This window comes from Metabacillus bambusae, assembly GCF_017497975.1.
Classification (GTDB): Bacteria; Bacillota; Bacilli; order Bacillales; family Bacillaceae; genus Metabacillus; species Metabacillus bambusae.
Map to the genome: position 1 here is coordinate 407,312 of NZ_JAGDEL010000001.1, position 22,873 is coordinate 430,184.

At 36.9% G+C, this 22,873-nt stretch carries 23 protein-coding genes; 1 reads left to right on the forward strand and 22 read right to left on the reverse strand.

Annotation, left to right across the window (positions count from 1 at the left end):
* Positions 1-147: 147 nt before the first annotated feature.
* The 18 genes from trmD to I7822_RS01945 form a co-directional block, all read right to left on the reverse strand.
* Positions 148-882, reverse strand: coding sequence for a tRNA (guanosine(37)-N1)-methyltransferase TrmD (gene trmD, locus I7822_RS01860; RefSeq protein ID WP_207975079.1), 735 nt, complete (start codon positions 880-882; stop codon positions 148-150).
* Positions 882-1,403 carry a ribosome maturation factor RimM gene (gene rimM / locus I7822_RS01865; protein ID WP_279381900.1) on the reverse strand — a complete coding sequence of 174 codons (522 nt, stop codon included), beginning with the start codon at positions 1,401-1,403 and terminating at the stop codon, positions 882-884. The genes trmD and rimM overlap by 1 nt, the downstream gene beginning before the upstream one ends.
* 5 nt (positions 1,404-1,408) lie before the next feature.
* Positions 1,409-1,789, reverse strand: coding sequence for a YlqD family protein (locus I7822_RS01870; protein WP_207975081.1), 381 nt, complete (start codon positions 1,787-1,789; stop codon positions 1,409-1,411).
* Positions 1,790-1,995: 206 nt separating this feature from the next.
* A complete protein-coding gene (locus tag I7822_RS01875; protein WP_207975082.1) occupies positions 1,996-2,226 on the reverse strand; it encodes a KH domain-containing protein in 231 nt (76 codons plus the stop codon).
* A 14-nt stretch (positions 2,227-2,240) separates the two neighbouring features.
* Positions 2,241-2,513 carry a 30S ribosomal protein S16 gene (gene rpsP / locus I7822_RS01880; protein WP_066337822.1) on the reverse strand — a complete coding sequence of 91 codons (273 nt, stop codon included), beginning with the start codon at positions 2,511-2,513 and terminating at the stop codon, positions 2,241-2,243.
* 194 nt (positions 2,514-2,707) lie between these two features.
* Positions 2,708-4,048 carry a signal recognition particle protein gene (gene ffh / locus I7822_RS01885; protein WP_066337823.1) on the reverse strand — a complete coding sequence of 447 codons (1,341 nt, stop codon included), beginning with the start codon at positions 4,046-4,048 and terminating at the stop codon, positions 2,708-2,710.
* A gap of 11 nt (positions 4,049-4,059) precedes the next feature.
* Positions 4,060-4,392: a putative DNA-binding protein gene (locus I7822_RS01890; protein ID WP_207975235.1), complete on the reverse strand. Its 333-nt coding sequence runs from the start codon at positions 4,390-4,392 to the stop codon at positions 4,060-4,062.
* A gap of 200 nt (positions 4,393-4,592) precedes the next feature.
* Complete coding sequence (ftsY, locus tag I7822_RS01895) at positions 4,593-5,588, reverse strand: signal recognition particle-docking protein FtsY (RefSeq protein ID WP_207975083.1); 996 nt, start codon at positions 5,586-5,588, stop codon at positions 4,593-4,595.
* Between the two features lie 14 nt (positions 5,589-5,602).
* Entirely contained in the window at positions 5,603-9,169 is a 3,567-nt protein-coding gene (gene smc, locus I7822_RS01900; RefSeq protein ID WP_207975084.1) for a chromosome segregation protein SMC, read from the reverse strand.
* A 473-nt stretch (positions 9,170-9,642) separates the two neighbouring features.
* Positions 9,643-10,386, reverse strand: coding sequence for a ribonuclease III (rnc, locus tag I7822_RS01905; RefSeq protein ID WP_207975085.1), 744 nt, complete (start codon positions 10,384-10,386; stop codon positions 9,643-9,645).
* A gap of 288 nt (positions 10,387-10,674) precedes the next feature.
* Complete coding sequence (gene acpP, locus I7822_RS01910) at positions 10,675-10,908, reverse strand: acyl carrier protein (RefSeq protein WP_066337843.1); 234 nt, start codon at positions 10,906-10,908, stop codon at positions 10,675-10,677.
* Positions 10,909-11,115: 207 nt separating this feature from the next.
* Positions 11,116-11,856: a 3-oxoacyl-[acyl-carrier-protein] reductase gene (gene fabG / locus I7822_RS01915; RefSeq protein ID WP_207975086.1), complete on the reverse strand. Its 741-nt coding sequence runs from the start codon at positions 11,854-11,856 to the stop codon at positions 11,116-11,118.
* Positions 11,856-12,800, reverse strand: coding sequence for an ACP S-malonyltransferase (gene fabD / locus I7822_RS01920; protein ID WP_207975087.1), 945 nt, complete (start codon positions 12,798-12,800; stop codon positions 11,856-11,858). Before fabD ends, fabG begins: the two co-directional genes overlap by 1 nt.
* A gap of 56 nt (positions 12,801-12,856) precedes the next feature.
* Positions 12,857-13,831 carry a phosphate acyltransferase PlsX gene (plsX, locus tag I7822_RS01925; RefSeq protein ID WP_207975088.1) on the reverse strand — a complete coding sequence of 325 codons (975 nt, stop codon included), beginning with the start codon at positions 13,829-13,831 and terminating at the stop codon, positions 12,857-12,859.
* An 11-nt stretch (positions 13,832-13,842) separates the two neighbouring features.
* Positions 13,843-14,415: a transcription factor FapR gene (gene fapR / locus I7822_RS01930; RefSeq protein ID WP_207975089.1), complete on the reverse strand. Its 573-nt coding sequence runs from the start codon at positions 14,413-14,415 to the stop codon at positions 13,843-13,845.
* A 346-nt stretch (positions 14,416-14,761) separates the two neighbouring features.
* Positions 14,762-16,810, reverse strand: coding sequence for an ATP-dependent DNA helicase RecG (gene recG, locus I7822_RS01935; protein ID WP_207975090.1), 2,049 nt, complete (start codon positions 16,808-16,810; stop codon positions 14,762-14,764).
* 298 nt (positions 16,811-17,108) lie between these two features.
* Positions 17,109-18,776 carry a DAK2 domain-containing protein gene (locus tag I7822_RS01940; protein ID WP_207975091.1) on the reverse strand — a complete coding sequence of 556 codons (1,668 nt, stop codon included), beginning with the start codon at positions 18,774-18,776 and terminating at the stop codon, positions 17,109-17,111.
* A gap of 17 nt (positions 18,777-18,793) precedes the next feature.
* Complete coding sequence (locus I7822_RS01945) at positions 18,794-19,156, reverse strand: Asp23/Gls24 family envelope stress response protein (RefSeq protein ID WP_066337858.1); 363 nt, start codon at positions 19,154-19,156, stop codon at positions 18,794-18,796.
* A gap of 426 nt (positions 19,157-19,582) precedes the next feature.
* Between I7822_RS01945 and rpmB the strand changes: the two genes are divergently transcribed.
* Positions 19,583-19,771 carry a 50S ribosomal protein L28 gene (gene rpmB / locus I7822_RS01950; protein WP_066337865.1) on the forward strand — a complete coding sequence of 63 codons (189 nt, stop codon included), beginning with the start codon at positions 19,583-19,585 and terminating at the stop codon, positions 19,769-19,771.
* A 293-nt stretch (positions 19,772-20,064) separates the two neighbouring features.
* On the opposite strand, the gene spoVM is transcribed toward rpmB, so the two are convergent.
* The 4 genes from spoVM to rsgA all read right to left on the reverse strand — a co-directional run bounded on the left by spoVM (position 20,065) and on the right by rsgA (position 22,767).
* Positions 20,065-20,145 carry a stage V sporulation protein SpoVM gene (gene spoVM / locus I7822_RS01955; RefSeq protein WP_066337870.1) on the reverse strand — a complete coding sequence of 27 codons (81 nt, stop codon included), beginning with the start codon at positions 20,143-20,145 and terminating at the stop codon, positions 20,065-20,067.
* Between the two features lie 149 nt (positions 20,146-20,294).
* Positions 20,295-20,939, reverse strand: coding sequence for a thiamine diphosphokinase (locus tag I7822_RS01960; protein WP_207975092.1), 645 nt, complete (start codon positions 20,937-20,939; stop codon positions 20,295-20,297).
* A gap of 285 nt (positions 20,940-21,224) precedes the next feature.
* Entirely contained in the window at positions 21,225-21,881 is a 657-nt protein-coding gene (gene rpe / locus I7822_RS01965; RefSeq protein ID WP_207975093.1) for a ribulose-phosphate 3-epimerase, read from the reverse strand.
* Between the two features lies 1 nt (position 21,882).
* Positions 21,883-22,767, reverse strand: a complete 885-nt coding sequence (gene rsgA, locus I7822_RS01970) for a ribosome small subunit-dependent GTPase A (RefSeq protein ID WP_207975094.1) — start codon at positions 22,765-22,767, stop codon at positions 21,883-21,885.
* Between the last annotated feature and the right edge of the window lie 106 nt (positions 22,768-22,873).

The following is a 22,873-nucleotide window of genomic DNA, read 5'->3' on the forward strand; positions in this document are numbered from 1 at the left end:
ACTCCTTCCAACAGATGCTCATTCCAACATTTCGTATTGCAGCGGAACATCGTTTTAAGACTCTACAGAATAAAAGATTACATAGTAAGCTTCTAGTCAGCAAGTCACGAGATTTATCATACCATATAGACGTAATGCCTGCAATAGCTACTTCTCATTTTCCCATTGTTTAATCAAAGATTTTTGCTTCTCTGTTAACGGATATGTTTCTAATAGATCTGGTCTTCTGGTAAATGTTCTTCGCAGTGACTCTTGCTCACGCCATTCCTCAATACGCTTATGATTACCTGATAGAAGGACCTCAGGAACCTTCATTCCTCTAAAATCTGCAGGTCTCGTATAATGTGGATGTTCAAGTAGGCCTGAACTATATGAATCTAAAACTGGTGAATCCTCATTTCCTAATACTCCTGGAAGAAGACGAACTACACTATCCGCAATTACCATGGATGCAAGCTCTCCACCTGTTAAGACGAAGTCTCCAATTGAAATTTCATCTGTAACAAGATGCTCTCTTATCCTTTCATCATACCCTTCATAATGACCACATATAAAAAGGAGATGATCTTCAGTTGCTAATTGTTCCGCCTTTGCTTGCGTAAAACGCTCTCCTTGAGGGCATACAAGGATTACTTTAGGTTTTGTATCTGTTTGCCTTTCAATATCCTCTACAGCATCAAATATGGGCTGTGGCTGCAAAACCATACCTGCTCCACCGCCATAAGGGTAATCATCAACATTATTATGTTTATTTGAAGAATAATCACGAAAATTAATAATCCGAAACTGAACAGCTTCTTTTTCCTGTGCTTTTTTTAAAATCGATTCATTCAATACACCGTTAAACATCTCTGGAAAAAGTGTCATAAAATCAATTTTCATCAGTCTAGTAATCCTTCCATTGGTGTAATGATTACTTTCTTTTCTTCAATATTAATTTCCTTAACAATATCATCGATGTAAGGAACGAGGAGGTCTTTACCACCATTTCGTTTCACTATCCATACGTCATTAGCACCTGTTGCTAAAATCTCATGGATTTTCCCGATTTCTTCTCCTTGATCCGTATACATGTGGCAACCAATGATTTCATGGAAATAGTATTCGCCTTCATCTAGTTCTGACAGCTGATTTTCGTCTACTTTTAGTAAAGAACCTTTAAATTGCTCTACATCTTGAATGGAATGCATTCCTTCAAATGTTAGTAAGTCAAAGTTCTTATGTACCCGGTGGCTATCCACAACAACCTCTATCGGATCATTGGAGCCTTCTTTAAATATGTATAATTTATTGCCAGGCTCATATCTTTCCTCAGCGAAATCCGTTTTTGATATAACACGAACCTCACCTCTAACTCCATGCGTGTTTACGATCTTTCCAACATTAAACCATTTTTCGGCCATGTTCATCACCTCAGGCGTATTTGATCTACAATACCGTCTTTTATGACAATCGTTCTTTCTTTCATAAGTTCATTCCAATTGTCACCAACATTTACTTCAATAATTGCTTCCACTTCTTTTTCCTTAAGCTCACTACCTAGGGGTAATGTATTTACTTGTTGAAGCTGAAATTCAACGAGTTTTATTTTTTCTCGTCTTTTTTCGATCTCTTTTAAAAATTGCGTTGCTAGCTGATTGCTTGTTTTTTCTACCTTTTTATATTGAAAATATAATTGATCACATTCTTGCTCTAGTAGTTTTTTCTTATTTGTAAACTGCTCAATTAATGCTTGCTTACTTGTTTCAGTCAAGATTTGTTTCACAGTAACTTGGTGGAGTATATCCATTATTATTCCTCCCCTACCTGAGCTTAATACTATTAGAAAAGCGCAAACTCCTGTTTTACTATGTATGTGCGGCTAGAAGTCTAAAAACGCGACTTCCTGTCGCAACGACTGCACTTGCACGTCCAGTGCTTCGGAGCTTGACACCAGAACTAAAAAAATTGTTTTCTAATGTACAAAAAAAGGGGAGGATCGATCCTCACCCTTTTTCAGTCATTAATTTCAAGTTGAATTCTTTTAGATGAATTAGATCCTGCTGCATAAACAACAGTTCGAATCGCTTTTGCTATACGGCCTTGTTTACCAATCACTTTACCAATGTCTTCTTTTTGAACAGAAAGGCGATACGTAATTTGGTTCTCAGTTACCAGTTCTGTTATTTCAACATTCTCTGGTGAGTCAACAAGCGGTTTAACAATGGCTTCGATTAACTCTTTCATCTCATTTGCATTCATTACTTGCTTAATTTTGCATTATGGAATTTTTCCATAATGCCTTGTTTAGAGAACAAGTTACGTACTGTATCAGATGGTTTAGCACCATCTTGCATCCATTTCATTGCTAATTCTTCGTTGATTTTAACTTCTGCTGGTTGAACAACTGGATTGTATGTTCCAACTACTTCGATGTAACGACCATCACGTGGTGAACGAGAATCTGCTACTACAATACGATAAAAAGGTGATCTTTTTGATCCCATACGTTTTAAACGAATTTTTACTGCCATTTTATAAAGCACCTCCGAAAATATTTCAACAAGATAGTATATTATCAAATAAGTTATATGATGTAAAGGTTTTTTTCTTGTCAGAAGAAATTTCCTTTAAAAAATATTAGTTTTTTGTGTCTAGCTCCTACAGAACGACCTTTGTAAAAAGTCGGAAAACTAGTACTTTTAGGATAAAAACAAAATCCCTTTTCTTACATAAACGGGAATTTCATCCCTTTTTTCTTACCTTTTGACATACTTGTCATTTGCTTCATCATTTTTTTCATATCTTCAAATTGCTTTAATAGACGGTTAATCTCTTGAACAGATGTTCCGCTACCTTTTGCAATTCTTTTTTTACGTGAAGCATTCATGATTTCAGGGTTAATCTTTTCAGCCTTTGTCATGGATTTAATTATGGCTTCTACATGACTTATCTGTTTTTCATCAACCTGAAGATTTTTGAGTCCTTTAACCTTGTTTGCTCCTGGAAGCATACCAATTAGATCTTCAAGAGGACCCATGTTGCGAACTTGACCCAACTGCTCTAGAAAATCATCAAACGTAAATGACATCGTACGCATTTTTTGCTCAAGCTCTTTTGCCTTTTCGGCATCAACATTTGTCTGAGCCTTTTCAATAAGGGTTAGTACATCCCCCATACCAAGAATCCTTGATGCCATTCGTTCTGGATGAAATGCTTCTAATGCATCCAACTTCTCACCAAGACCGACAAACTTAATTGGTGTATCTGTAACAGAGCGAATCGATAATGCAGCCCCACCACGTGTGTCACCATCAAGCTTTGTTAGCACAACACCTGTTAATCCAAGCTGTTCATTAAAGCTTTTTGCTACGTTTACTGCATCTTGACCTGTCATTGCATCAACAACAAGGAATATTTCATCTGGCTTCGCGATGGATTTTACCTGTTCTAGTTCCTCCATGAGATTTTCATCAATGTGTAATCGACCTGCTGTATCGATGATGACATAATCATGATGTTCATTCTTAGCATGTTCAAGTGCTTTCGTTGCAATTTCAACAGGACTAACTTGATCACCCATAGAAAAAACAGGCATGTCCAATTGCTTACCTAATGTTTGCAATTGTTTAATTGCGGCAGGACGGTAAATATCTGCTGCAACAAGCAATGGCTTACGGTTGAACTTTTTACGTAAAAGGTTTGCAAGCTTTCCAGTTGTCGTTGTTTTACCAGCACCTTGTAAACCAACCATCATAATGACTGTTGGAGGACGATTGGAAACAGCAATTTTACTTTGCTCTCCACCCATTAATTCAGTTAGTTCCTCTTTTACAACTTTAATAACCTGTTGGCCAGGTGTTAAGCTTTTCATTACCTCTTGACCAACAGCACGTTCACTTACGCGCTTAATAAAGTCTTTAACAACTTTGAAGTTTACATCGGCTTCTAAAAGAGCGAGGCGAACCTCTCTCATCATTTCTTTTACATCAGCTTCAGAAACCTTCCCTTTTCCGCGAATTTTTGCCATCGTATTTTGCAGTCGGTCGGCCAATCCTTCAAATGCCATAATGCCGCCTCCTAATCTAATTTCTCAAGTTCATTTAGCAATGAATCAATTTCCGCATTTCTGTCTGTCTTAGCAGAGGATTCACGAAGTTTTGTCATTAACTCTTGACGCTTTTGAAATTTTTGAAATAATAATAGCTTTTCTTCGTATTGCTCCAGCATTGCTTCAGTACGTTTAATGTTATCGTAAACAGCTTGTCTACTAACATTATATTCTTCCGCAATTTCACCAAGGGAGAAATCATCTAAATAGTATAACGACATATAGCTTTTTTGTTTAGGAGTTAATAATGATTGATAAAAATCAAACAGATAATTAAGCCTTGTCGTTTTTTCAAGCATTATGCCGTTTCACCCCTTTGTTAAGTGAATTACCTTTACATGTTATTAGTCTACATTCGCAGCCGATCCTTGTCAAGTAATACAGGAAGAAACTACGGATTTTAAAGAATAAATCTATCTATAAGTTCGGTGGAAACATAAAAAGGAGCTAACTTTCACATTATCTCAAAGTAAAAGTTAGCCCTTTCTATTTTATCGATCTTTTATTGTTCCTCTTGCTCTTCAATAATTCCAGAGAAAAGACCATATACATATTGTTCAGTATTAAACTCTTGAAGATCATCCATTTTTTCTCCAAGACCTACAAATTTCACAGGTATATCTAGCTCGCCTTTAATAGCTAATACAATACCACCTTTTGCAGTACCGTCTAATTTTGTTAACACGATACCAGATACATTTGTTGCTTGTGAAAATTGCTTTGCTTGTGTCATTGCATTTTGCCCTGTTGTTGCATCCAGTACAAGCAAAACCTCATGTGGAGCTCCAGGGACCTCCTTTTCAATGACACGCTTTACTTTTTCTAGTTCCTTCATAAGATTCACTTTATTTTGCAGCCTTCCAGCTGTATCACATAAAAGGACATCTACTTTTCTTGCCTTTGCAGCCTGTACCGCATCATACATTACGGCTGCAGGGTCTGAACCTTCAGATTGCTTGATTACATCTACACCAACTCGTTCTCCCCATACCTCTAACTGCTCAATTGCACCCGCTCTAAACGTATCCCCTGCTGCTAAAAGCACAGAATTCCCTTCACTTTTAAGCTTGTGAGCTAATTTTCCAATTGTTGTCGTTTTACCAACACCATTAACACCAACAAATAGCACGACATTTAAGCGATCTTTTTGAAGATTTAGCTCATTATCATCTCCATCTTGATCTCCTTGATAAATTTCTACAAGCTTTTCGGAAATTACCGCCTGTACCTCTTTCGTATCCTGAATATTTTGACGTTTAACTTCCATCTTCAATTCGTCAATGAGATCCATAACTGTCGTTACACCGACATCTGCACTAATTAATAGCTCTTCAAGCTCCTCAAAAAACTCCTCATCAACTTTACGATATTTTGCAACAAGATCATTCATTTTACCAGCAAATGAATCTCTTGTTTTCGTTAAGCCTTCTTTAAACTTTTCTGTTACAGAATCTGTTTGCTTTGTGATTTTATCCTTTAGTTTTTTAAAAAAGCTCATGCTTGTTCATCCTTTCAGCTAGATTGTACGAGTTCTTTTGATTCTTCAAGTCTTACAGATACGAGTTTAGAAACACCTGATTCCTGCATCGTTACTCCGTACAGGACATCAGCTTCTTCCATTGTTCCTTTACGGTGGGTAATCACGATAAATTGTGTTTCATGACTGAATTTTTTCAGGTATTGTGCAAAGCGATGAACATTTGCTTCATCAAGTGCTGCCTCCACTTCATCAAGTACACAAAAAGGTACTGGTCGAACTTTCAAAATCGAGAACAATAAGGCTATTGCTGTTAGGGCTCGTTCCCCACCAGATAACAAACCAAGATTTTGCAGCTTTTTACCTGGAGGTTGTGCAACAATATCAACACCTGTATTCAATAAGTCATTTGGATCCGTTAACTTTAATTCAGCACGTCCACCACCAAATAACGCCTGAAAAACAGATTCAAAATGAGCACGAATCGCATTAAAGGTTTGCTCAAATCTTCTCTTCATTTCCTCGTCCATTTCACCAATAACTTCGTAAAGAGTGTCTTTTGCTTCGGTCAAATCATTTCGTTGCTCAGATAGGAACGTGAAGCGTTCAAATACTCGTTCATACTCATCAATCGCTCCTAAGTTTACCGTTCCTAACTCATCAATTGCAAGCCTGATCAGCTTCACACGTTTTCTTGCTTCATTTATATCCATTTCAAGGATATATTTTTCTTTTGCACCTTCAAAGGTTAACAAATATTCTTCTCGAAGGTGGTTAAGCCGATTATCTAATTCAACATCTAAGCGATTTAATTTTACCTCTTCATCCTTTAAACTATCTTGAAGCTGCTTATCTTGACGCTTTAACTCCTTCAGTTCACGCTCCTCATACTCAAGTTTTTCATGTAATTGGAGTCGTTCCTCACGTCTTCTAGCGATTAATTCAATCGTTTTATTTTTATCCTGGAGCTTATTTCTCGCGGCTTCCTCTAGCTTTTCCTGACCAGATGAACTTGAATTCATTTCATTTGATAGCAAGGAATAATCTTCAGTTGCTTCATCATACTTTTCCTGTGATTGTTCCAAGTCTTGGTTTATCCGTTCAACCTTTTCCGTTTGGTTTTCATAAACCTGACGTTTGCTAGCAAGGATGACTTTTAATTCGGTCAACTCATCATGTAATTCGTCTTTTGAGGTTTGCTGGGATACCTTTTTCTCGGACATTTTCTCGATCTCTTTATCTAGCTTATCAAGCTTCATAGAAATTGACTGCAGATTTTTACTAAGCTCAGTTTTCCGTGCTAAAAACTTATCTTTTTCAGATTCAAATGATTCTCTTTCAGCATCATATAATTTTAAATGATCGTTAACATTCTTTTCATTTAATTCAATTTCCCTTATTTCACTTCTGATCATTTGCTCTTCTAAACGAAGCTTCTCACCCTTAGAACGTAACTCTTCGAGAATATCTTCTTGCTTTTTGATCGTTTCCTTTGTTACCTTTACATCTTGTTCAAGCTTAGCTGTCTTCTCTTCCATATCGGCTAATTTTTCATTAATTGTTTCCAATTCACGCCCGCGACTTAATAAGGAATTATTTTTTTGTTTAACAGCACCACCTGTCATTGATCCACCAGGATTCACAACATCACCCTGAAGTGTAACAAGTCGATAACGATAATTCATGAGTTTCGCGATCTCATTTGCACCCTTTAGGTCTGAAGTAACAATAACCGTTCCAAGAAGATTGCCAATAATGGATTTGAATTGTGGTTGATACTTCACCAAATTTGTCGCAACACCAACAAATGCTTGATGAGACTGAATCGTTTTAAGATCATGTGAACCGATTGAACGTTCCTTAATGACTGTTAATGGTAAAAATGTAGCTCGCCCAAAAGAGTTCTGCTTTAAAAATTGAATCGCCTTCCTTGCTGCTGATTCATCTTCAACAACCACATGTTGCATCGAACTACTTAAGGCAATTTCAATTGCAGATTCGTAGGTTTTGTCAGTAGAAATTAATTCAGCAACCGCTCCATGAATTCCTTCTAACTTATCCTTTGCTTTTAAAATCTCCTTTACACCCTGGAAGAACCCGGCATAATCCTCCTGCATTGATTCTAAGACTTCTTTTCTTGAGCGAGTTTGCTGGAGTATCTGATAGGCCTGGTATAAAGTCGATTCCTTCTTTTGATACGCACTTTTTAGGTTTTCAAGTTTTGTATGTGCATCTCGGAAACTCTTTATTTGATCAGATAACTGGCTCTCAATTAGCGAGTATTTCGCTTCGATTTTGGTTTTTCTCTCAATAATATCTTCGCGTTCTGTTATATATCGTTTATTCGAGTCTAGCAGTCTAGCATTTTTCCGCTCTTGTTGACTTAGCTGCTCTTCTAAATAATTAATTTCATTCCGTGCTGTAGCCTGCTCATTTAAAAGTTCAAAGTATTCACTTTTTAAGCCTTCAATTAATTCCTCAATATTTTGATCGTAAGATGTCATCATCTGTTGTTTTTCTGCTAATTGATCTTGAATGGTTTTTAGCTCTTTTTTAGAGTTTTGCAAGAATGCTTCCTGCTCTTGTTTTTCCTTTTTCAACCCTAAAAGTCGCTCAGTTAATTCTTCTATTGATTTTTCTAATTGAGCCTTATTTTGATGGGCATTTTTCTTTCGCTCTTTTAAAACTTCTTTTCTTCCTTCTAACTTTTCTAACTCTTCGCTTGCCAATAGTAAAACCTGTTGTAGATCATTAACTGAATCATCTAATGCGATTAAATGATCGCGCATTCGCTCAACTTCTGCTTCTCTTTTTTGCATGGTTGCAGAAAGCTTAAGTTCACGATCTTTTCCATCATCAACAGATTTAGCAAGTGCTTCGTATTTTTGGTGGAGCTCTTCAATTTCATAAACCGTAAGTGCTACTTCAATTTGTTCGAGTTCTTCTTTCTTTTGCAAAAAATCCTTGGCAATAGATGCTTGTATTTTTAATGGTTCAACCTGACCCTCTAACTCATGCAAAATGTCATGAACACGATTTAGGTTTTCCTGTGTTTCGGCTAATTTATATTCAGCCTTCTTTTTACGTGACTTATATTTTAAAACACCTGCAGCTTCTTCAAAAATGCTTCTGCGCTCTTCTGATTTACTGCTAAGGATTTCTTCAACTTTACCCTGGCTAATGATTGAAAAAGCTTCCTTCCCAAGACCAGAGTCCATAAATAAATCTATAATATCCTTTAGGCGGCAGCTTTGCTTATTAATAAAAAATTCACTTTCTCCTGAACGATACACACGGCGTGTAACACTCACTTCGTGGTAATCAATTGGCAGAAAATGATCTTCATTATCTAACGTTAATGTCACTTCAGCAATATTCAAACCCTTCCTAGAATCACTTCCAGCAAAAATGATATCCTCCATTTTTGCACCTCGAAGAGACTTAGCTGATTGCTCCCCCAACACCCATCTAATACCATCAGTAATATTACTCTTGCCACTTCCATTTGGTCCAACTACTGCTGTAACACCTTTTACAAAGTCCACTGTTACTCTTTCAGCAAAGGACTTGAATCCAACAATATCCAATCGTTTGAGGAACATTGTGATTTCCTCCTTACTATTTTTCTATTTAGTATGTGATTTTAATCTGCTAACAAAAGCTCATGGCACCTTGAACAGCCTAGGGCAAATAAGACGCTCATGAATAGAAGGTGTTTTTTACCTTCAATTCATGAGTGGCTGTAGACCCAAGAGGGGCTAGGCGCTAGGCGTTGAAGCTGGATGCCTAGCGCTCTTATCCACAGTTTTAATAATTTCCTAGACGCTAGAAAAATCACTCTATCAATGTCAAGATCAAATAAACATTTTCATTTATTAGTCATGTCTAAAACATGACAAATCCTCTCATATTTTATCACAATATGTCGGATAAAGGTCGATAACTTTTAAAGACATGAAAAAAGGACGACTCAGGTAAGTCATGTTTATCACCATAAATCAATTTGCTTAAAGGAAATGATTTAATAAAAATGTGAAGTACATGACATCATCGAATGAGTCTGCCCTAGTAAAAGTTAATTATTAATTTGTTGGAGCCTTGATAATGCTTCCTGTGCAGCATGCTGTTCCGCTTCTTTCTTAGATCTGCCACTCCCAGTTCCAAAAACTTCACCATTTAATGATACAGTTGATACAAATTCCCGATTATGTGCAGGTCCTTTTTCTTGAAGAATTTTATATTCTAAAATGCCCTTCGTGTCCCTTTGAACAAATTCTTGCAGTTGACTTTTAAAATCCATCACATGCGAAAAAGCACCTTCGTCAATCTTCGGAATAACAAACTGTTCTAAAAATTGTACAACAGCCTCCAAGCCCTGATCTAAATATAAAGCACCAATAAATGCCTCAAATACATCTGCAAGTAACGCAGGACGAGCACGCCCCCCAGTCATTTCTTCACCCTTTCCTAGTAGCACTAAGCTACCAAAAGAAAGGTTATTAGCAAATGCTACTAAGGAAGGCTCACAAACAATTGCAGCACGTAGTTTCGTTAACTCCCCTTCACTCATCATCGGATACTTTTTATAAAGGTACTGTGAGATCGTTAGCTCTAAAACAGCATCTCCTAAAAACTCAAGCCTCTCATTATCTTCATAAGGCTTCTTGCGATGCTCATTCACATATGATGAATGTGTAAAAGCTTGATATAAAAGCTTTTCATTCTTGAATGAATGGTCTATAAGCTCTTGAAATTTTTTGAATTCCTCTACCTTTTTTGCAAAGGTTCTTTTCTCTTTGTAGTTAATATGTCTTGGCATAGGGTCCTCCATTTAAAAACGGAAGCGCGCATTTTTTAGCTTAAGAAAATAAGGCACTCCATAATAAAAGGAGTTAATACCTTCAATTAGGGAGGGGCTTATGACCTAAAAGGCAGTTACATTTACGACGTTCATCGTGGTAACTCCACACACACATTTTGTGCTTTTGGAAAAAAGGCGCAGGAGCAAAAAAAGTGTACTCCGTCCGAAATTTATCTTTTCATAATCATAAAATTACTTTATAAAAGGGGTAAAGCCCCGTAAGAATACGGGACTTTTAAGCAAACATTACTGTAAGCTATTTATGTAGTTAACAGCGTCACCCACTGTACCGATCTTTTCTGCATCTTCGTCAGAAATCTCCATATCGAACTCATCTTCAAGTTCCATAACAAGCTCAACTACATCAAGGGAATCTGCTCCAAGATCATCTTTGAATGAAGACTCTAATTTTACCTCAGCCTCATCAACACCTAAACGGTCAACGATAATCTTTGTTACACGTTCTAATACTTCTGCCATTTTCCTTCACCTCCCCTCAAGTATTATAAGTGATTTTTAATAGAAAAACTAGGTTTCAAACTAGCATTTTTTAAAAGAAATCCGGAATCGCCTTGTTCAGCCCCTACTAGCATAAGACGCTCAATAATAGAAGGCGTTCTTTGCATTCAATTATTGAGTGGCAAGACCCTAGAGGGGCTAGGCGCTGGAACTAGACACAACCACAGGTTACATTACCATTCCGCCATTAACATGCATGGTTTGACCAGTAATATATTTGCTTTTTTCCGAAGCAAGGAAGGTAACAATATTTGCGATATCACTAGGTTCTCCTAATTTTGCTAAAGGAATTTGTTTTAACATTTCGGCTTTCATCTCTTCTGATAGCTCATCTGTCATATCTGTTGTGATAAAGCCAGGTGCAACTGCATTTACAGTAATATTTCTAGATGCAAGCTCTTTTGCTGTTGTTTTTGTTAGACCAATGACACCAGCTTTTGCAGCTACGTAATTTGCTTGTCCTGCATTTCCACTTACCCCAACTACAGAAGTTATATTAATAATACGACCGCTTCGTTGCTTCATCATCTGACGAGTAACACCTTTTGTACAAAGGAATACACCTTTTAGGTTCGTATTAATAACATCGTCCCATTCAGCATCTTTCATTCTCATTAGTAGATTATCGCGAGTTATTCCTGCATTATTCACGAGGATATCTAATTGACCAAATTGACTAATAACTTCTTTAATCATATTTTGAACATCCTCAGTATTTGATACATCTGCTTTAATAGCAAAGGCGTTTCCACCATTTGCTTTAATCTCATCTACAACTTCATTTGCTTTCGCTTCACTACCAGCATAATTGACAGCTACACTTGCACCATTTTCAGCTAATTCAAGCGCAATAGCTTTTCCAATTCCACGTGACGCACCTGTAACTAATGCTACTTTGTTCTCTAGCATTACGACTCCCCCTTAAGCTTCTCAACAGTTGTATTCATTGTTTCTTGATCTGATATAGAATAAACAGTAGCAGATCGATCAATTTTTTTCACTAATCCTGACAATACCTTACCTGGCCCAATTTCAATAAATGTCGTTACGCCGTTTTCAATCATTGTTTTTACAGATTCTTCCCATCTTACAGGAGAGTATAACTGTTTCACAAGTAAATCCTTAATTTCTTCTTGGCTCTCAACTGGATTCGCCGTTACATTTGCAATGACTGGAATTGTTGCATCTTGAAAGCTTAATTCTGAAAGAACTTCCTGTAATTGATTTGCTGCTGGCTTCATAAGCTCTGAATGAAACGGACCACTAACTACTAACGGAATCGCACGTTTCGCACCTTTTTCTTTTGCGATTGCAGAAGCTTGTTCGACCCCTTCAGCTGTACCTGAAATCACAATTTGACCAGGACAGTTTAAATTAGCTAATTGAACAGAATGTCCTGTATTTGTTACTTCAGATGTAACACTCTCAAGCTTTTCTACAGACATACCTAAAATTGCCGCCATTGCCCCTTGACCTGCTGGTACAGCTTCATCCATAAACTCACCGCGTTTTTTCACAGCATAAACAGCATCCTCAAAGCTTAAAACACCTGCTGCGACAAGTGCTGTGTATTCTCCAAGACTGTGTCCGGCAACATAGTCTGCAGTTATTCCGTGCTGTTTAAAATGCTCCAATATCGCAATGCTTGTTGTTAACAATGCAGGCTGGGCATTATAAGTTAATGTCAATGTATCCTGAGGTCCTTCAAAAATAAGTTCTGTTAGCTTCTCACCTAAGCGGTTATCTGCTGCTTCAAAAATACGTTTTGATTCAAGTACGTGATCAAAAAGATCTTTCCCCATGCCAACAGCTTGTGACCCTTGTCCAGGAAATAAAAATGCTAGTTTTGTCATATCTCTGTCCCTCTCATTTCTTTCTGGTTTTCTTCTAATTCTTACTCTACCTCACCTTAAAGTGAAGCGTGAATTGTATCAGAAACATTGTTCGAAACCATTTCACGTGTTTGACGGATCGCGTTGTAAATGGCATTAGCATCAGATGAACCGTGTGCTTTAATAACGGGTGCCTTCAAGCCAAAAAGTGCGGCTCCACCATATTCAGAGTAATCCATTTTCTGCTTTATTCCTCGGAGCTCAGGTTTTAATATCCCTGCAGCTAATTTCGACTTCAAATTGCTTGTTAAAGCAGACTTCATCATTGAAAACACAGATAATGCGGTACCTTCAATAGTCTTTAGAGCTATATTTCCGGTAAAGCCATCAGTTACAACAACATCTGCAATAGAATTCATCAAGTCCCTTGATTCAACATTTCCAACGAAATTTAACTGAGTATTTTTTAAAAGTTCGAAAGCTTGTTTCGTTAATTCATTTCCTTTTTTATCTTCCGTTCCAACATTTAATAGGCCGATACGAGGATTCTTAATTCCACGCACCTTTTCTACATAAATTGAGCCCATGATTGCATATTGAAGCAAATGTTCTGGTTTAGCGTCCACATTTGCACCGACGTCTAAAAATAAAAAGCCTTTTCCATCCAAAGTTGGTAATGTTGGTGAAAGTGCTGGCCGTTCAATTCCTTCAATTCTACCTACAATAAATAGACCGGCTGTCATCAATGCCCCAGTATTACCAGCAGATATACAGCCATCTGCTCGTCCTTCCTTCACTTCATTAGCCATTAGCACCATAGAAGCATTCTTTTTTCTTCTAACAGCACGTACTGGTTCATCTGTACTTTCAATAACTTCATCTGTATGTATAACTTTAATTCTCGTCTGATCTGTTAAATAGGGTTTAATTTTATCTTCATGACCAAAAAGTGTCACCTCTAAGTCTGAAAAAGCAGAAATGGCTTTTATAACACCTTCTACTACAGCCTGTGGGGCATTATCTCCACCCATTGCGTCGATTGCTAACTTCATATTTATGCTACCTACCTTTGTGCTGGATTTGAGCGATACATGTCAAATTCACCTGAAAACACTAATTCACTTCCGACATAGCTGTTTACTTCAACAGTCGTACGTCCTTTTTCAGATTCGCCCTTTACAACCTTTGCTTTCGCAATTACCCGTTCATTTTCCATTACTTGTCGAGTAAATCGAATATTTGCAGTTGCAGTTAGCGCCAACTCATCATTAATAACAGCAACTGCTAATGAATTTGCTTGTGCAAACAAATGATGACCACGAGCAATTTGGTTCCTACTAAAAACATGCTCTTTTTTAATTTCTAAAATAGAAATTGCTGAATCATCTAACTGAAGATCAATAATTTCTCCGATAACTTCTTCTATATGTAACGATTTCACTTCATCGTCTAGTTTCTTTTCTGCAACATGTTTTATACGTTCTCTTAATTCTGGAATTGACAATTCTAAGCGGTCAAGACGAATTGTTTGGATACTCACTTGGAACTTATCAGCTAATTCCTCATCTGTTATAAAAGGTGTTTCACCTATAGTTTCCTGTAATAATTGCTGTCTCTCTTTTTTATTTTTTCTCATATCCCTATGACACCGTCCGAACTATTAAGACTAGGTACTAATAGTAGTATATAGATAAAGAAAAAAGAATGCAAGTAGAAAAGCGGAAGTGCCTTGAACAGCCCCGAAAAGCATAAGACACTCCTGAAATGAAGGTGCTCTTCCCTTCAATTCAGGAGTAGCTTTTGACTTGAGGGACTAGGCGCTGGAGCTAGACAGTAGAAAAGCGAAAGCGCCTTGAACAGCCCCGAAAAGCATAAGACACTCTTGAAATGAAGGTGTTCTTCCCTTCAATTCAGGAGTAGCTTTTGACTTGAGGGACTAGGCGCTGGAGCTAGAGAAAACTATTTCAAAACCATTTAATCTATTAATCTAACTTCTCCCCATCTAGAATACCTGATCGAATTAAGTACATTCTTAACCCTTCATATTTATCTTCAACCCAAAAAGATTTTGAACGAACTAATTCTACGGCATCTTGTCTTGCAACTTCTAATGCACGATAATCATGGACCATGTCAGCAACTTTGAAAATCGGCATACCACTTTGTTTTTTACCGAAGAAATCTCCTGGGCCCCTCAACTCTAAATCTCTTTCTGATAAAACAAAGCCGTCATTCGTATCTGTCATAATCTTCATTCTTTCTTTTCCTGCTTCTGATTTCGGATCAGCTAGTAAAATACAATATGACTGTTCACTTCCTCTTCCCACTCGACCGCGGAGCTGATGAAGCTGTGACAAGCCAAAACGCTCTGCATCATATATAACCATTGTTGTTGCATTAGGGACATTTACACCAACCTCAACAACTGTTGTTGAGACTAAAATATTTACCTCATTTTGACTAAAGCTTCGCATTACAGTATCTTTCTCATCAGATGTTAGCCTACCATGCATAAGCCCTACCTGATAACGACCTTTATAATAAGAGTTGAGCATACTATGAACATCCAGCGCATTTTGCACATCAAGCTTATCTGATTCCTCGATCAAAGGACAGATCACATAAGCTTGACGCCCCTTAGATACTTCTTTTTCAATAAAAGCTAAAATTCGCTCAAGCATTGTTGGCTTTACCCAATATGTTTCAATTGTTTTTCTCCCAGCAGGCAACTCATCTATAACAGAGACATCCATTTCTCCAAACGCAGTAATCGCTAGTGTTCGAGGAATCGGGGTAGCTGTCATAAATAAAACATCTGTATTAACTCCCTTTTCACGTAGCATCCGTCTTTGCTCAACTCCAAATCGATGTTGTTCATCTGTAATAACTAAGCCAAGCTTGTGAAAATGAATGTCATCTTGAATCAGAGCATGTGTCCCAATTAAAAGCTGAATCTCATTATTTTTCACCTTTTCTAAAAGCTCGCGGCGTTTCTTACCTTTAACAGAGCTTGTTAACAGAGCGACATTTACATCAAATGATTCAAACAAGTTTGATAAAGACTCTGCATGTTGTTCAGCTAAAATCTCCGTTGGGACCATTAAAGCAGCTTGATACCCAGATAAAATTGCAGCATAAACTCCAATTGCTGCAACTACTGTTTTTCCGGATCCAACATCTCCTTGAAGTAATCGGTTCATTCTAAATGGCGACTTCATATCTGTTATTATTTCATTAATTACACGTGCTTGAGCTTTCGTTAGAGGAAAAGGTAATGCCTTAATAAAGTTCTCATGACTTTCTTCAGAAAACTCATGCGATATTCCCTTTGACTGTTCTCTCTGCACTTTGCGTAACGTTTGCATCTTCAACTGAAATAAAAGAAATTCTTCATATACAAAGCGCCTTCTTGCCTGCTTTAATTCTTCCTTTCCATCTGGTAGATGAATCGAACGTAATGCTTCCTTTCTCGTCTGAAGCTTATATTTTTGCAAAAGCTCTGTTGGAAGGATTTCTTCTACTTCATCTAAAAACTCATTTAACGCAAGAGAAATAAATTTCCTCATTCCTTTAATTGTAAGCTTACCTTTTACAGAATATACTGGTTCAATTCCATTAAGCACTTGCTTAGGTCCAAATGTAAGTTCTTGAACGGTTATGGTTTGTCGATGCTTATCCCACTTTCCTATAACGGTCACCGTTGAATCGATCGTAAGTTTATTCTTAAAATAAGGACGATTGAAACAAACCGCAGAAAGTAAGTATCGACCAACTAATAAACGGAATGTAAGGCGAGAACGCTTTTTACCAAAATAAGAAAGTAACGGTTCACTATGAACCTTCCCCTCCACCGTTACTCTTTCATCATGTTTAACATCTGCAAGGTCTTTTAAGCTGTTGTCATCATATCTATATGGAAAATATTCTAAAAGATCATCAATTGTATATATACCTAAATCGTTTAAAAGGTCTTCTGTTTCATCACCAACACCTTTAATTGTTGAAATAGGTTCTGCTAGTCTTTTCTTCACATTTATTTTGCGATTCCCTATTATTATGGTCTTTAGCTGTTGACCTTCAGGAGTCGCAGCTAACCTCCTTGTGCTTGTTCTTTTCTTGCAACATACGTAATATGCTTAGTTTAACAGATTTCCCTTCAAGCTGTACAAGCTTACTAATCCAAAAGACTGAACTAATATTTTGACAAAAGTTCTTATATATAATTAAATTTTCATCATGGAAAATTGGTTATTAGAAGTTTGTAACAGAGGAATTCTTCAATTATCCAACTCAAAAAACTCGGCAAATGCCGAGTTTTTAAGTGTGATTTTATTCAACTGAGAAAATATAGGAATATAGAGGTTGTTCACCTTTATGTGTTTCAACTTCAATGTCCTCAAACTGTTCTTCAACAAATTGAACGAGTTTCTCTACTTCTTCATCGTTTGCGTCTTCACCTTGGATAATCGTTAAAATCTCATCCTCGGCAGAAATCATTTCTGAAAGTAGTTTCTTCGAAGCAGCTAGTTGATCACGATCTGTAATGGTGATTTTACCATTCAAAATCCCCATGAAGTCCCCTTTTGTAATATCAAGTCCATCAATATTCGTATCGCGAACTGCATACGTTATTTGACCGCTTTTCACATTGCTTAAGGCATCAATTAGTGCATTTTCTACATCACTAGGATCTGCAGTAGGATTAAAAGCGAGTAATGCAGCCATTCCTTGTGGTACTGTTTTAGAAGGAATGACAATGACATTTTCTTCAACAACAGAGGCAGCTTGTTGTGCCGCCATGACAATATTTGAGTTATTAGGAAGGATGATAATGGTTTCAGCATGAACATCTTTGATTGCTTGCACGATATCCTCTGTACTAGGATTCATCGTTTGTCCACCTTCAATCACTTCATTCGCTCCGATGCTTCTAAATAGCTCTGCAATACCTTTGCCCATTGTTACGGTCACGATGCCATATTTCTGCTTTTCTTGCTTTGATTCTGCTGTAGAAGCAGCTTGTGGATTTTCACCAACAATATTAGTATGTTGTTGACGCATATTTTCGATTTTCATGTTAATAAGGTTTCCATACTTTTGACCGTATGACAAAACCTCACCAGGATGTTCTGCATGTATATGTACTTTTGCAAGCTCATCATCAGCGATAACGAGTAATGAATCACCAAATTGACTTAAATCATTTCTGAAGTTATCTTCATTGAATGGTGTCTTACCAGCTTCAAAACGCACCATGAACTCAGTACAATAGCCAAACTCAATGTCTTCAGTGTTAATATGAGATTGAACACTTTTATGATGCTCAGCGTTTACAAGTTCATTCATAGACGGCATTGATGCATTTATTGTTGAAAGTTTTTCTCCTTTTAGAACAGTTAAGAACCCTTCATATACAAACACTAACCCCTGACCACCGCTATCGACTACTCCAACCTCTTTTAATACTGGAAGAAGATCAGGTGTACGCTTTAATGAATTATTAGCTTCTTTTAATGTTAATTCCATTAATTTATCGATAGAAATCTCATTTTCTGCTGCAAGCACTGCAGCTTTAGCAGCGTCTTTTGCAACAGTTAAAATTGTACCTTCTACAGGCTTCATGACTGCTTTATACGCTGTATCAACACCTGCCTGTAGTGCGTTAGCAAATTCTAAACTGTTAATCGACTGCTTCGATTCAATTGATTTTGAGAAACCTCTGAATAACTGCGAAAGTATAACACCAGAATTTCCTCTAGCACCCATTAGTAGACCTTTTGATAGAGCGCTACCAACCTTACCGATATGATCTGATGTATTGTTTTGGACTTCTTTTGCCCCTGATGTCATCGATAAATTCATGTTCGTTCCAGTGTCACCATCAGGAACTGGAAAAACGTTAAGTGCATCGACTAATTTTGCATTATTCGATAGGTGGTTTGCCCCTTGCAAAATCATCTCTGCAAAACGCTTACCATCTAAAGTTGTAATTGACACAGGTAATTTCCTCCTTACTACGAGTTCGCTACACGAACACCTTGTACAAAAATATTTACGGAATCAACAGCAAGTCCAACCGTCTGGTCTAACGTATACTTAACTTTTGTTTGAACGTTATGTGCGACTTCAGAAATTTTTGTACCATAGCTGACGATAATATACATATCAATATAAATCGTTTCGTCTTCTTGGCGAACAATTACGCCTCTGCTAAAGTTTTCTTTTCTTAGAATTTCTGTAAGACCGTCTTTTATTTGATTCTTTGATGCCATTCCAACAATACCATAGCAGTCAATTGCTGCACCACCGGCAACAGTTGCAATGACCTCGTTTGATATATCAATTTGTCCGTACTTCGTTTTTAATTCAATGGACATGATCGTTCCCCCTTTGGAATTGCTCTCACTGGCTATAGTTATTTTACTATAAGCATGGACAAATGAAAAGCGGAAGCGGCTTGATCAGCCCCGAAAAGCATAAGACGATTTATAATAGAAGGCGTTATTTGCCTTCAATTATGGAGTGGCTTATGACTCGAGGGGCTAGGCGGTGGAGCCAGACACCTTGAAAAGCAGAAGCGGCTTGATCGGTAAGAAACCATAAAAGAACTAAATGTAATTCCTTTTTTCCATATTATTATACAATACATCATAAAATACTATGTCAAGGAAAAATTCTTGAAAGCTTTACGTTGAAGTATTGCATTCCTGAGGCAGTTATGATAAATTATTAAAGTATCTCATGGCTATGTACATGACTATTGTAAAAAATGTTAGGTTTTTTTGTAGTAAGGAGGGAATAACATGGCACGTAAATGCGTTGTTACTGGTAGAAAGACTCGCTCAGGTAATGCACGTTCACACGCGATGAACGCTAATAAACGTACTTGGGGCGCAAACCTTCAAAAAGTTCGCATCTTAGTTAACGGTAAACCAAAAAAAGTATATGTATCTGCTCGCGCTTTAAGATCAGGTAAAGTTGAGCGAGTTTAATTCATATTAAGCTCTCTCTAAATTAATGTTCAAAAAGGAAGACAAAAAGAGCCTAGAACTTCAATAAAGCAAAATTTTCAACCACCAAAACGTATATATACGTTAGAAGTCGAAAAAACAAGCTTCGTAGAAATTCGATAGCTATTTTTCCCGGACTTTTTGAACTACCTATAAAGCAGAAAACATGAAATGATAGCTTATCTTAGTTTGCTATATTGCAGCTATGTTTCATATTCCATAAATATAAAACACATAAGCTAAGAAAAAAGCACCGAAATTACGGTGCTTTTTTCTTAATCTTTTTTAAACGAACCGAGCATTGCTCGAACAATTCCTCCTAAAAACTTTGGTAGCTTGATCGTATAAAATCTCATTGTTTCCCTCCTCAACCAAATCATTAAACATGCTTGTTTAAAGGTACTATTAGCGTCAAAGTTTCAAAAAATTAAATCAGTTCTTTAGCATTATATTCAGTCTGTGGAAAAAAATGACGCGAGACCTTATCTCTTTGAATCCACAAGGCTTAATCTCGACTTCTTATCATTAATATTATGCCGTCATGAAAAGAAAAAGTACCTAGTTCATGAATGAGTTCATTACTAATACATAATGTCGATCCAATGCTGATATGACAATTTTTTAATGGATATTTAAATCCTTCTAGCGTAATACCCTTCACTTCATGACTAATCGGAATAAACGATATATATTTCCACTCCTTGCGTTTCTTTATTGTATATGTTCCTGGAGTGAAGAGCGTGATATGATTTTGTCGATCGATTATTTCAATTTTCGTATTATAATTTATTGTTTTAGAAAGGAGTTGAATATTCCCTAGCATATGGTCGATTCTTCCACCAGTTGCTCCAAAAATTTGAATGAATTCATGTGATTGTTGCACTGCCCATTCTAATGCAAGCTCTGTATCTGTTTTATCCTTTTCAGCTGAAAAAATAGACAAATTAGTGAAAGCCCTTGTTAACTCATTCCTCTCTTCATTTGTAATGGAGTCAAAATCTCCAAAAGCATAGTTTAGGGGCAATCCCGACTCTTGTATGTATAACGCCCCTCTGTCAATTCCAACCCATATAACATCATCGTGATGATAATCTATTAATACAGGGAGGTTTTCTTTTGGTCCTCCTGCAACAAGTGCGATTGTTTTCATATTTACTCCTTATAGATCAAAATTTTATTAGATTTGTTTTCTTTATCCTCACTAATGGATACCTTGACTTATCACGCTTAAAAACGCTACGTCCTATGGGCTAGGCTAAGCCTGAACCCCGCATTCTAACCTTCGTCGGATAAGCCCAGCTTCTTTGTAGTTGCTTATCTCTTGAATCGAGTACCGGAGGTTTTATTGCTAATGGTATAAAAAAAGTCTGACACACGGAATGCGTCAGAACTCATTATTGTTTTGATTTAAATCTTGGATGAGTTTATTTCAGTTTTATGAATGAATGGCTTGTTTTAAGCTCTGAATTGCTTGATGGCGATCGGGTTTATTATAAATAGCCGAGCCTGCAACAAGTACAGTTGCTCCTGCTTCAACACAAAGCTTGGCCGTTTCTTCGTTAATTCCACCATCCACTTCAATTTCGATTGGAAGCTGTTTTTCTTTAATAATCGTAGCAAGCTGTTTTATTTTTGGTAAAACTTGTGGAATAAAAGCTTGTCCCCCAAAACCAGGATTTACTGTCATTAATAAAACCATATCAATATCCTCTAGAACATGCTGTATTGACTCGATAGGTGTATGTGGGTTTAATACAACACCTGCCTTAATACCTTCTGACTTGATTAATTGAAGGGTTCTATGCAGATGTTTACATGCTTCAACATGTACAGTAATGATATCCGCACCTGCACGCACAAACTCATGTATGTAACTGTCTGGTTGTTCAATCATGAGGTGTACATCTAAAGGAAGCTTTGTAATAGGTCGAATTGCTTCCACAATTAAAGGCCCGATCGTAATATTTGGTACAAAGTGACCATCCATTACATCTACATGAATGTAGTCAGCACCTCCATTTTCTACATCTTTAATCTCCAAACCCAATTTCGCGAAATTTGCCGATAGGATTGATGGGGCAATTTTTATCATACTAATACCTCGGCTTTCTATCTTTTATTTCTTCAACAAAGGTTAAATAATGTTCATATCGATATTGCGGTATTTCTCCGTTATCTACCGCTTCTTTGATCGCACATTTTGGTTCTTTTACATGTGTGCAACCACGAAATTTACAATTCCCACTTCTTTCTTTCATTTCCGGAAAACAATAGGTTAAATCTTCAACCTCAATACCTGTAAAATCTAATGAACTAAAACCAGGTGTATCTGCAACAAAGCCAGAACCTGCTGCAATTAATTCTACATGTCTTGTCGTATGCTTACCGCGCCCTAAATGTGTTGAAATATCATCTGTCTTTAGATCAAGATCTGGTCTTAAAACATTTAATAATGATGATTTCCCTACTCCAGATTGTCCAGCAAAAACTGAAATTTTATTATCTAGAATCGGTTGTAAATCATGTTCTACACTAGATTCAACAGTAGAGGTTAATAACACTTTGTACCCTGCATTTTGATAATCTTTAGCATATGACAACACTTTTTCTTTTATATTCTCTGATGGAATTAAATCTGCCTTACTAATAACTAGTATTGGCTCAATATCATTAGCTTCAATCAAAACAAGGAAGCGATCAAGCAACGCTGGACTAAAATCAGGTTCAACTGCCGAAAAAACAAGAATCGCTTGGTCCACATTACAAATAGGTGGTCTGACAAGTTCATTTTTTCGGTCAAATATCTCAAGTATATAGCCCTCTTGATCATTATCTGCCTGGTATTCAACTTCATCACCAACAAGTGGGGTGATCTTATTTTTCCGAAAAATACCTCTACCTCTGCATTGAATCATTCTTTCGCCGTCTTGCACATAGTAAAAACCACTAAGAGCTTTCACAATTTTCCCTTGTGGCATGAATAACCTCCTAGAACAATATTGTTGTTTCTCTAAACATGATGTTAATTTATACGAACTACTTTACAAAAATCCATAATAAAAGTTTGTGATTAATATTCTTGTG

Coding starts and splice junctions, on each gene's coding strand:
- rimM (WP_279381900.1), bottom strand. CDS start 1,403: ATGGCCGAAAAATGGTTTAATGTTGGAAAGATCGTAAACACGCATGGA.
- plsX (WP_207975088.1), bottom strand. CDS start 13,831: ATGAAGTTAGCAATCGACGCAATGGGTGGAGATAATGCCCCACAGGCT.
- I7822_RS01945 (WP_066337858.1), bottom strand. CDS start 19,156: ATGTCCATTGAATTAAAAACGAAGTACGGACAAATTGATATATCAAAC.
- ftsY (WP_207975083.1), bottom strand. CDS start 5,588: ATGAGCTTTTTTAAAAAACTAAAGGATAAAATCACAAAGCAAACAGAT.
- rpmB (WP_066337865.1), top strand. CDS start 19,583: ATGGCACGTAAATGCGTTGTTACTGGTAGAAAGACTCGCTCAGGTAAT.
- rnc (WP_207975085.1), bottom strand. CDS start 10,386: ATGCCAAGACATATTAACTACAAAGAGAAAAGAACCTTTGCAAAAAAG.
- I7822_RS01870 (WP_207975081.1), bottom strand. CDS start 1,789: ATGGATATACTCCACCAAGTTACTGTGAAACAAATCTTGACTGAAACA.
- I7822_RS01960 (WP_207975092.1), bottom strand. CDS start 20,939: ATGAAAACAATCGCACTTGTTGCAGGAGGACCAAAAGAAAACCTCCCT.
- fapR (WP_207975089.1), bottom strand. CDS start 14,415: ATGAGAAAAAATAAAAAAGAGAGACAGCAATTATTACAGGAAACTATA.
- rpe (WP_207975093.1), bottom strand. CDS start 21,881: ATGATAAAAATTGCCCCATCAATCCTATCGGCAAATTTCGCGAAATTG.
- rsgA (WP_207975094.1), bottom strand. CDS start 22,767: ATGCCACAAGGGAAAATTGTGAAAGCTCTTAGTGGTTTTTACTATGTG.
- smc (WP_207975084.1), bottom strand. CDS start 9,169: ATGTTCCTCAAACGATTGGATATTGTTGGATTCAAGTCCTTTGCTGAA.
- fabG (WP_207975086.1), bottom strand. CDS start 11,856: ATGCTAGAGAACAAAGTAGCATTAGTTACAGGTGCGTCACGTGGAATT.
- I7822_RS01875 (WP_207975082.1), bottom strand. CDS start 2,226: ATGAAAGAGTTAATCGAAGCCATTGTTAAACCGCTTGTTGACTCACCA.
- spoVM (WP_066337870.1), bottom strand. CDS start 20,145: ATGAGATTTTATACGATCAAGCTACCAAAGTTTTTAGGAGGAATTGTT.
- ffh (WP_066337823.1), bottom strand. CDS start 4,048: ATGGCATTTGAAGGATTGGCCGACCGACTGCAAAATACGATGGCAAAA.
- fabD (WP_207975087.1), bottom strand. CDS start 12,800: ATGACAAAACTAGCATTTTTATTTCCTGGACAAGGGTCACAAGCTGTT.
- acpP (WP_066337843.1), bottom strand. CDS start 10,908: ATGGCAGAAGTATTAGAACGTGTAACAAAGATTATCGTTGACCGTTTA.
- rpsP (WP_066337822.1), bottom strand. CDS start 2,513: ATGGCAGTAAAAATTCGTTTAAAACGTATGGGATCAAAAAGATCACCT.
- trmD (WP_207975079.1), bottom strand. CDS start 882: ATGAAAATTGATTTTATGACACTTTTTCCAGAGATGTTTAACGGTGTA.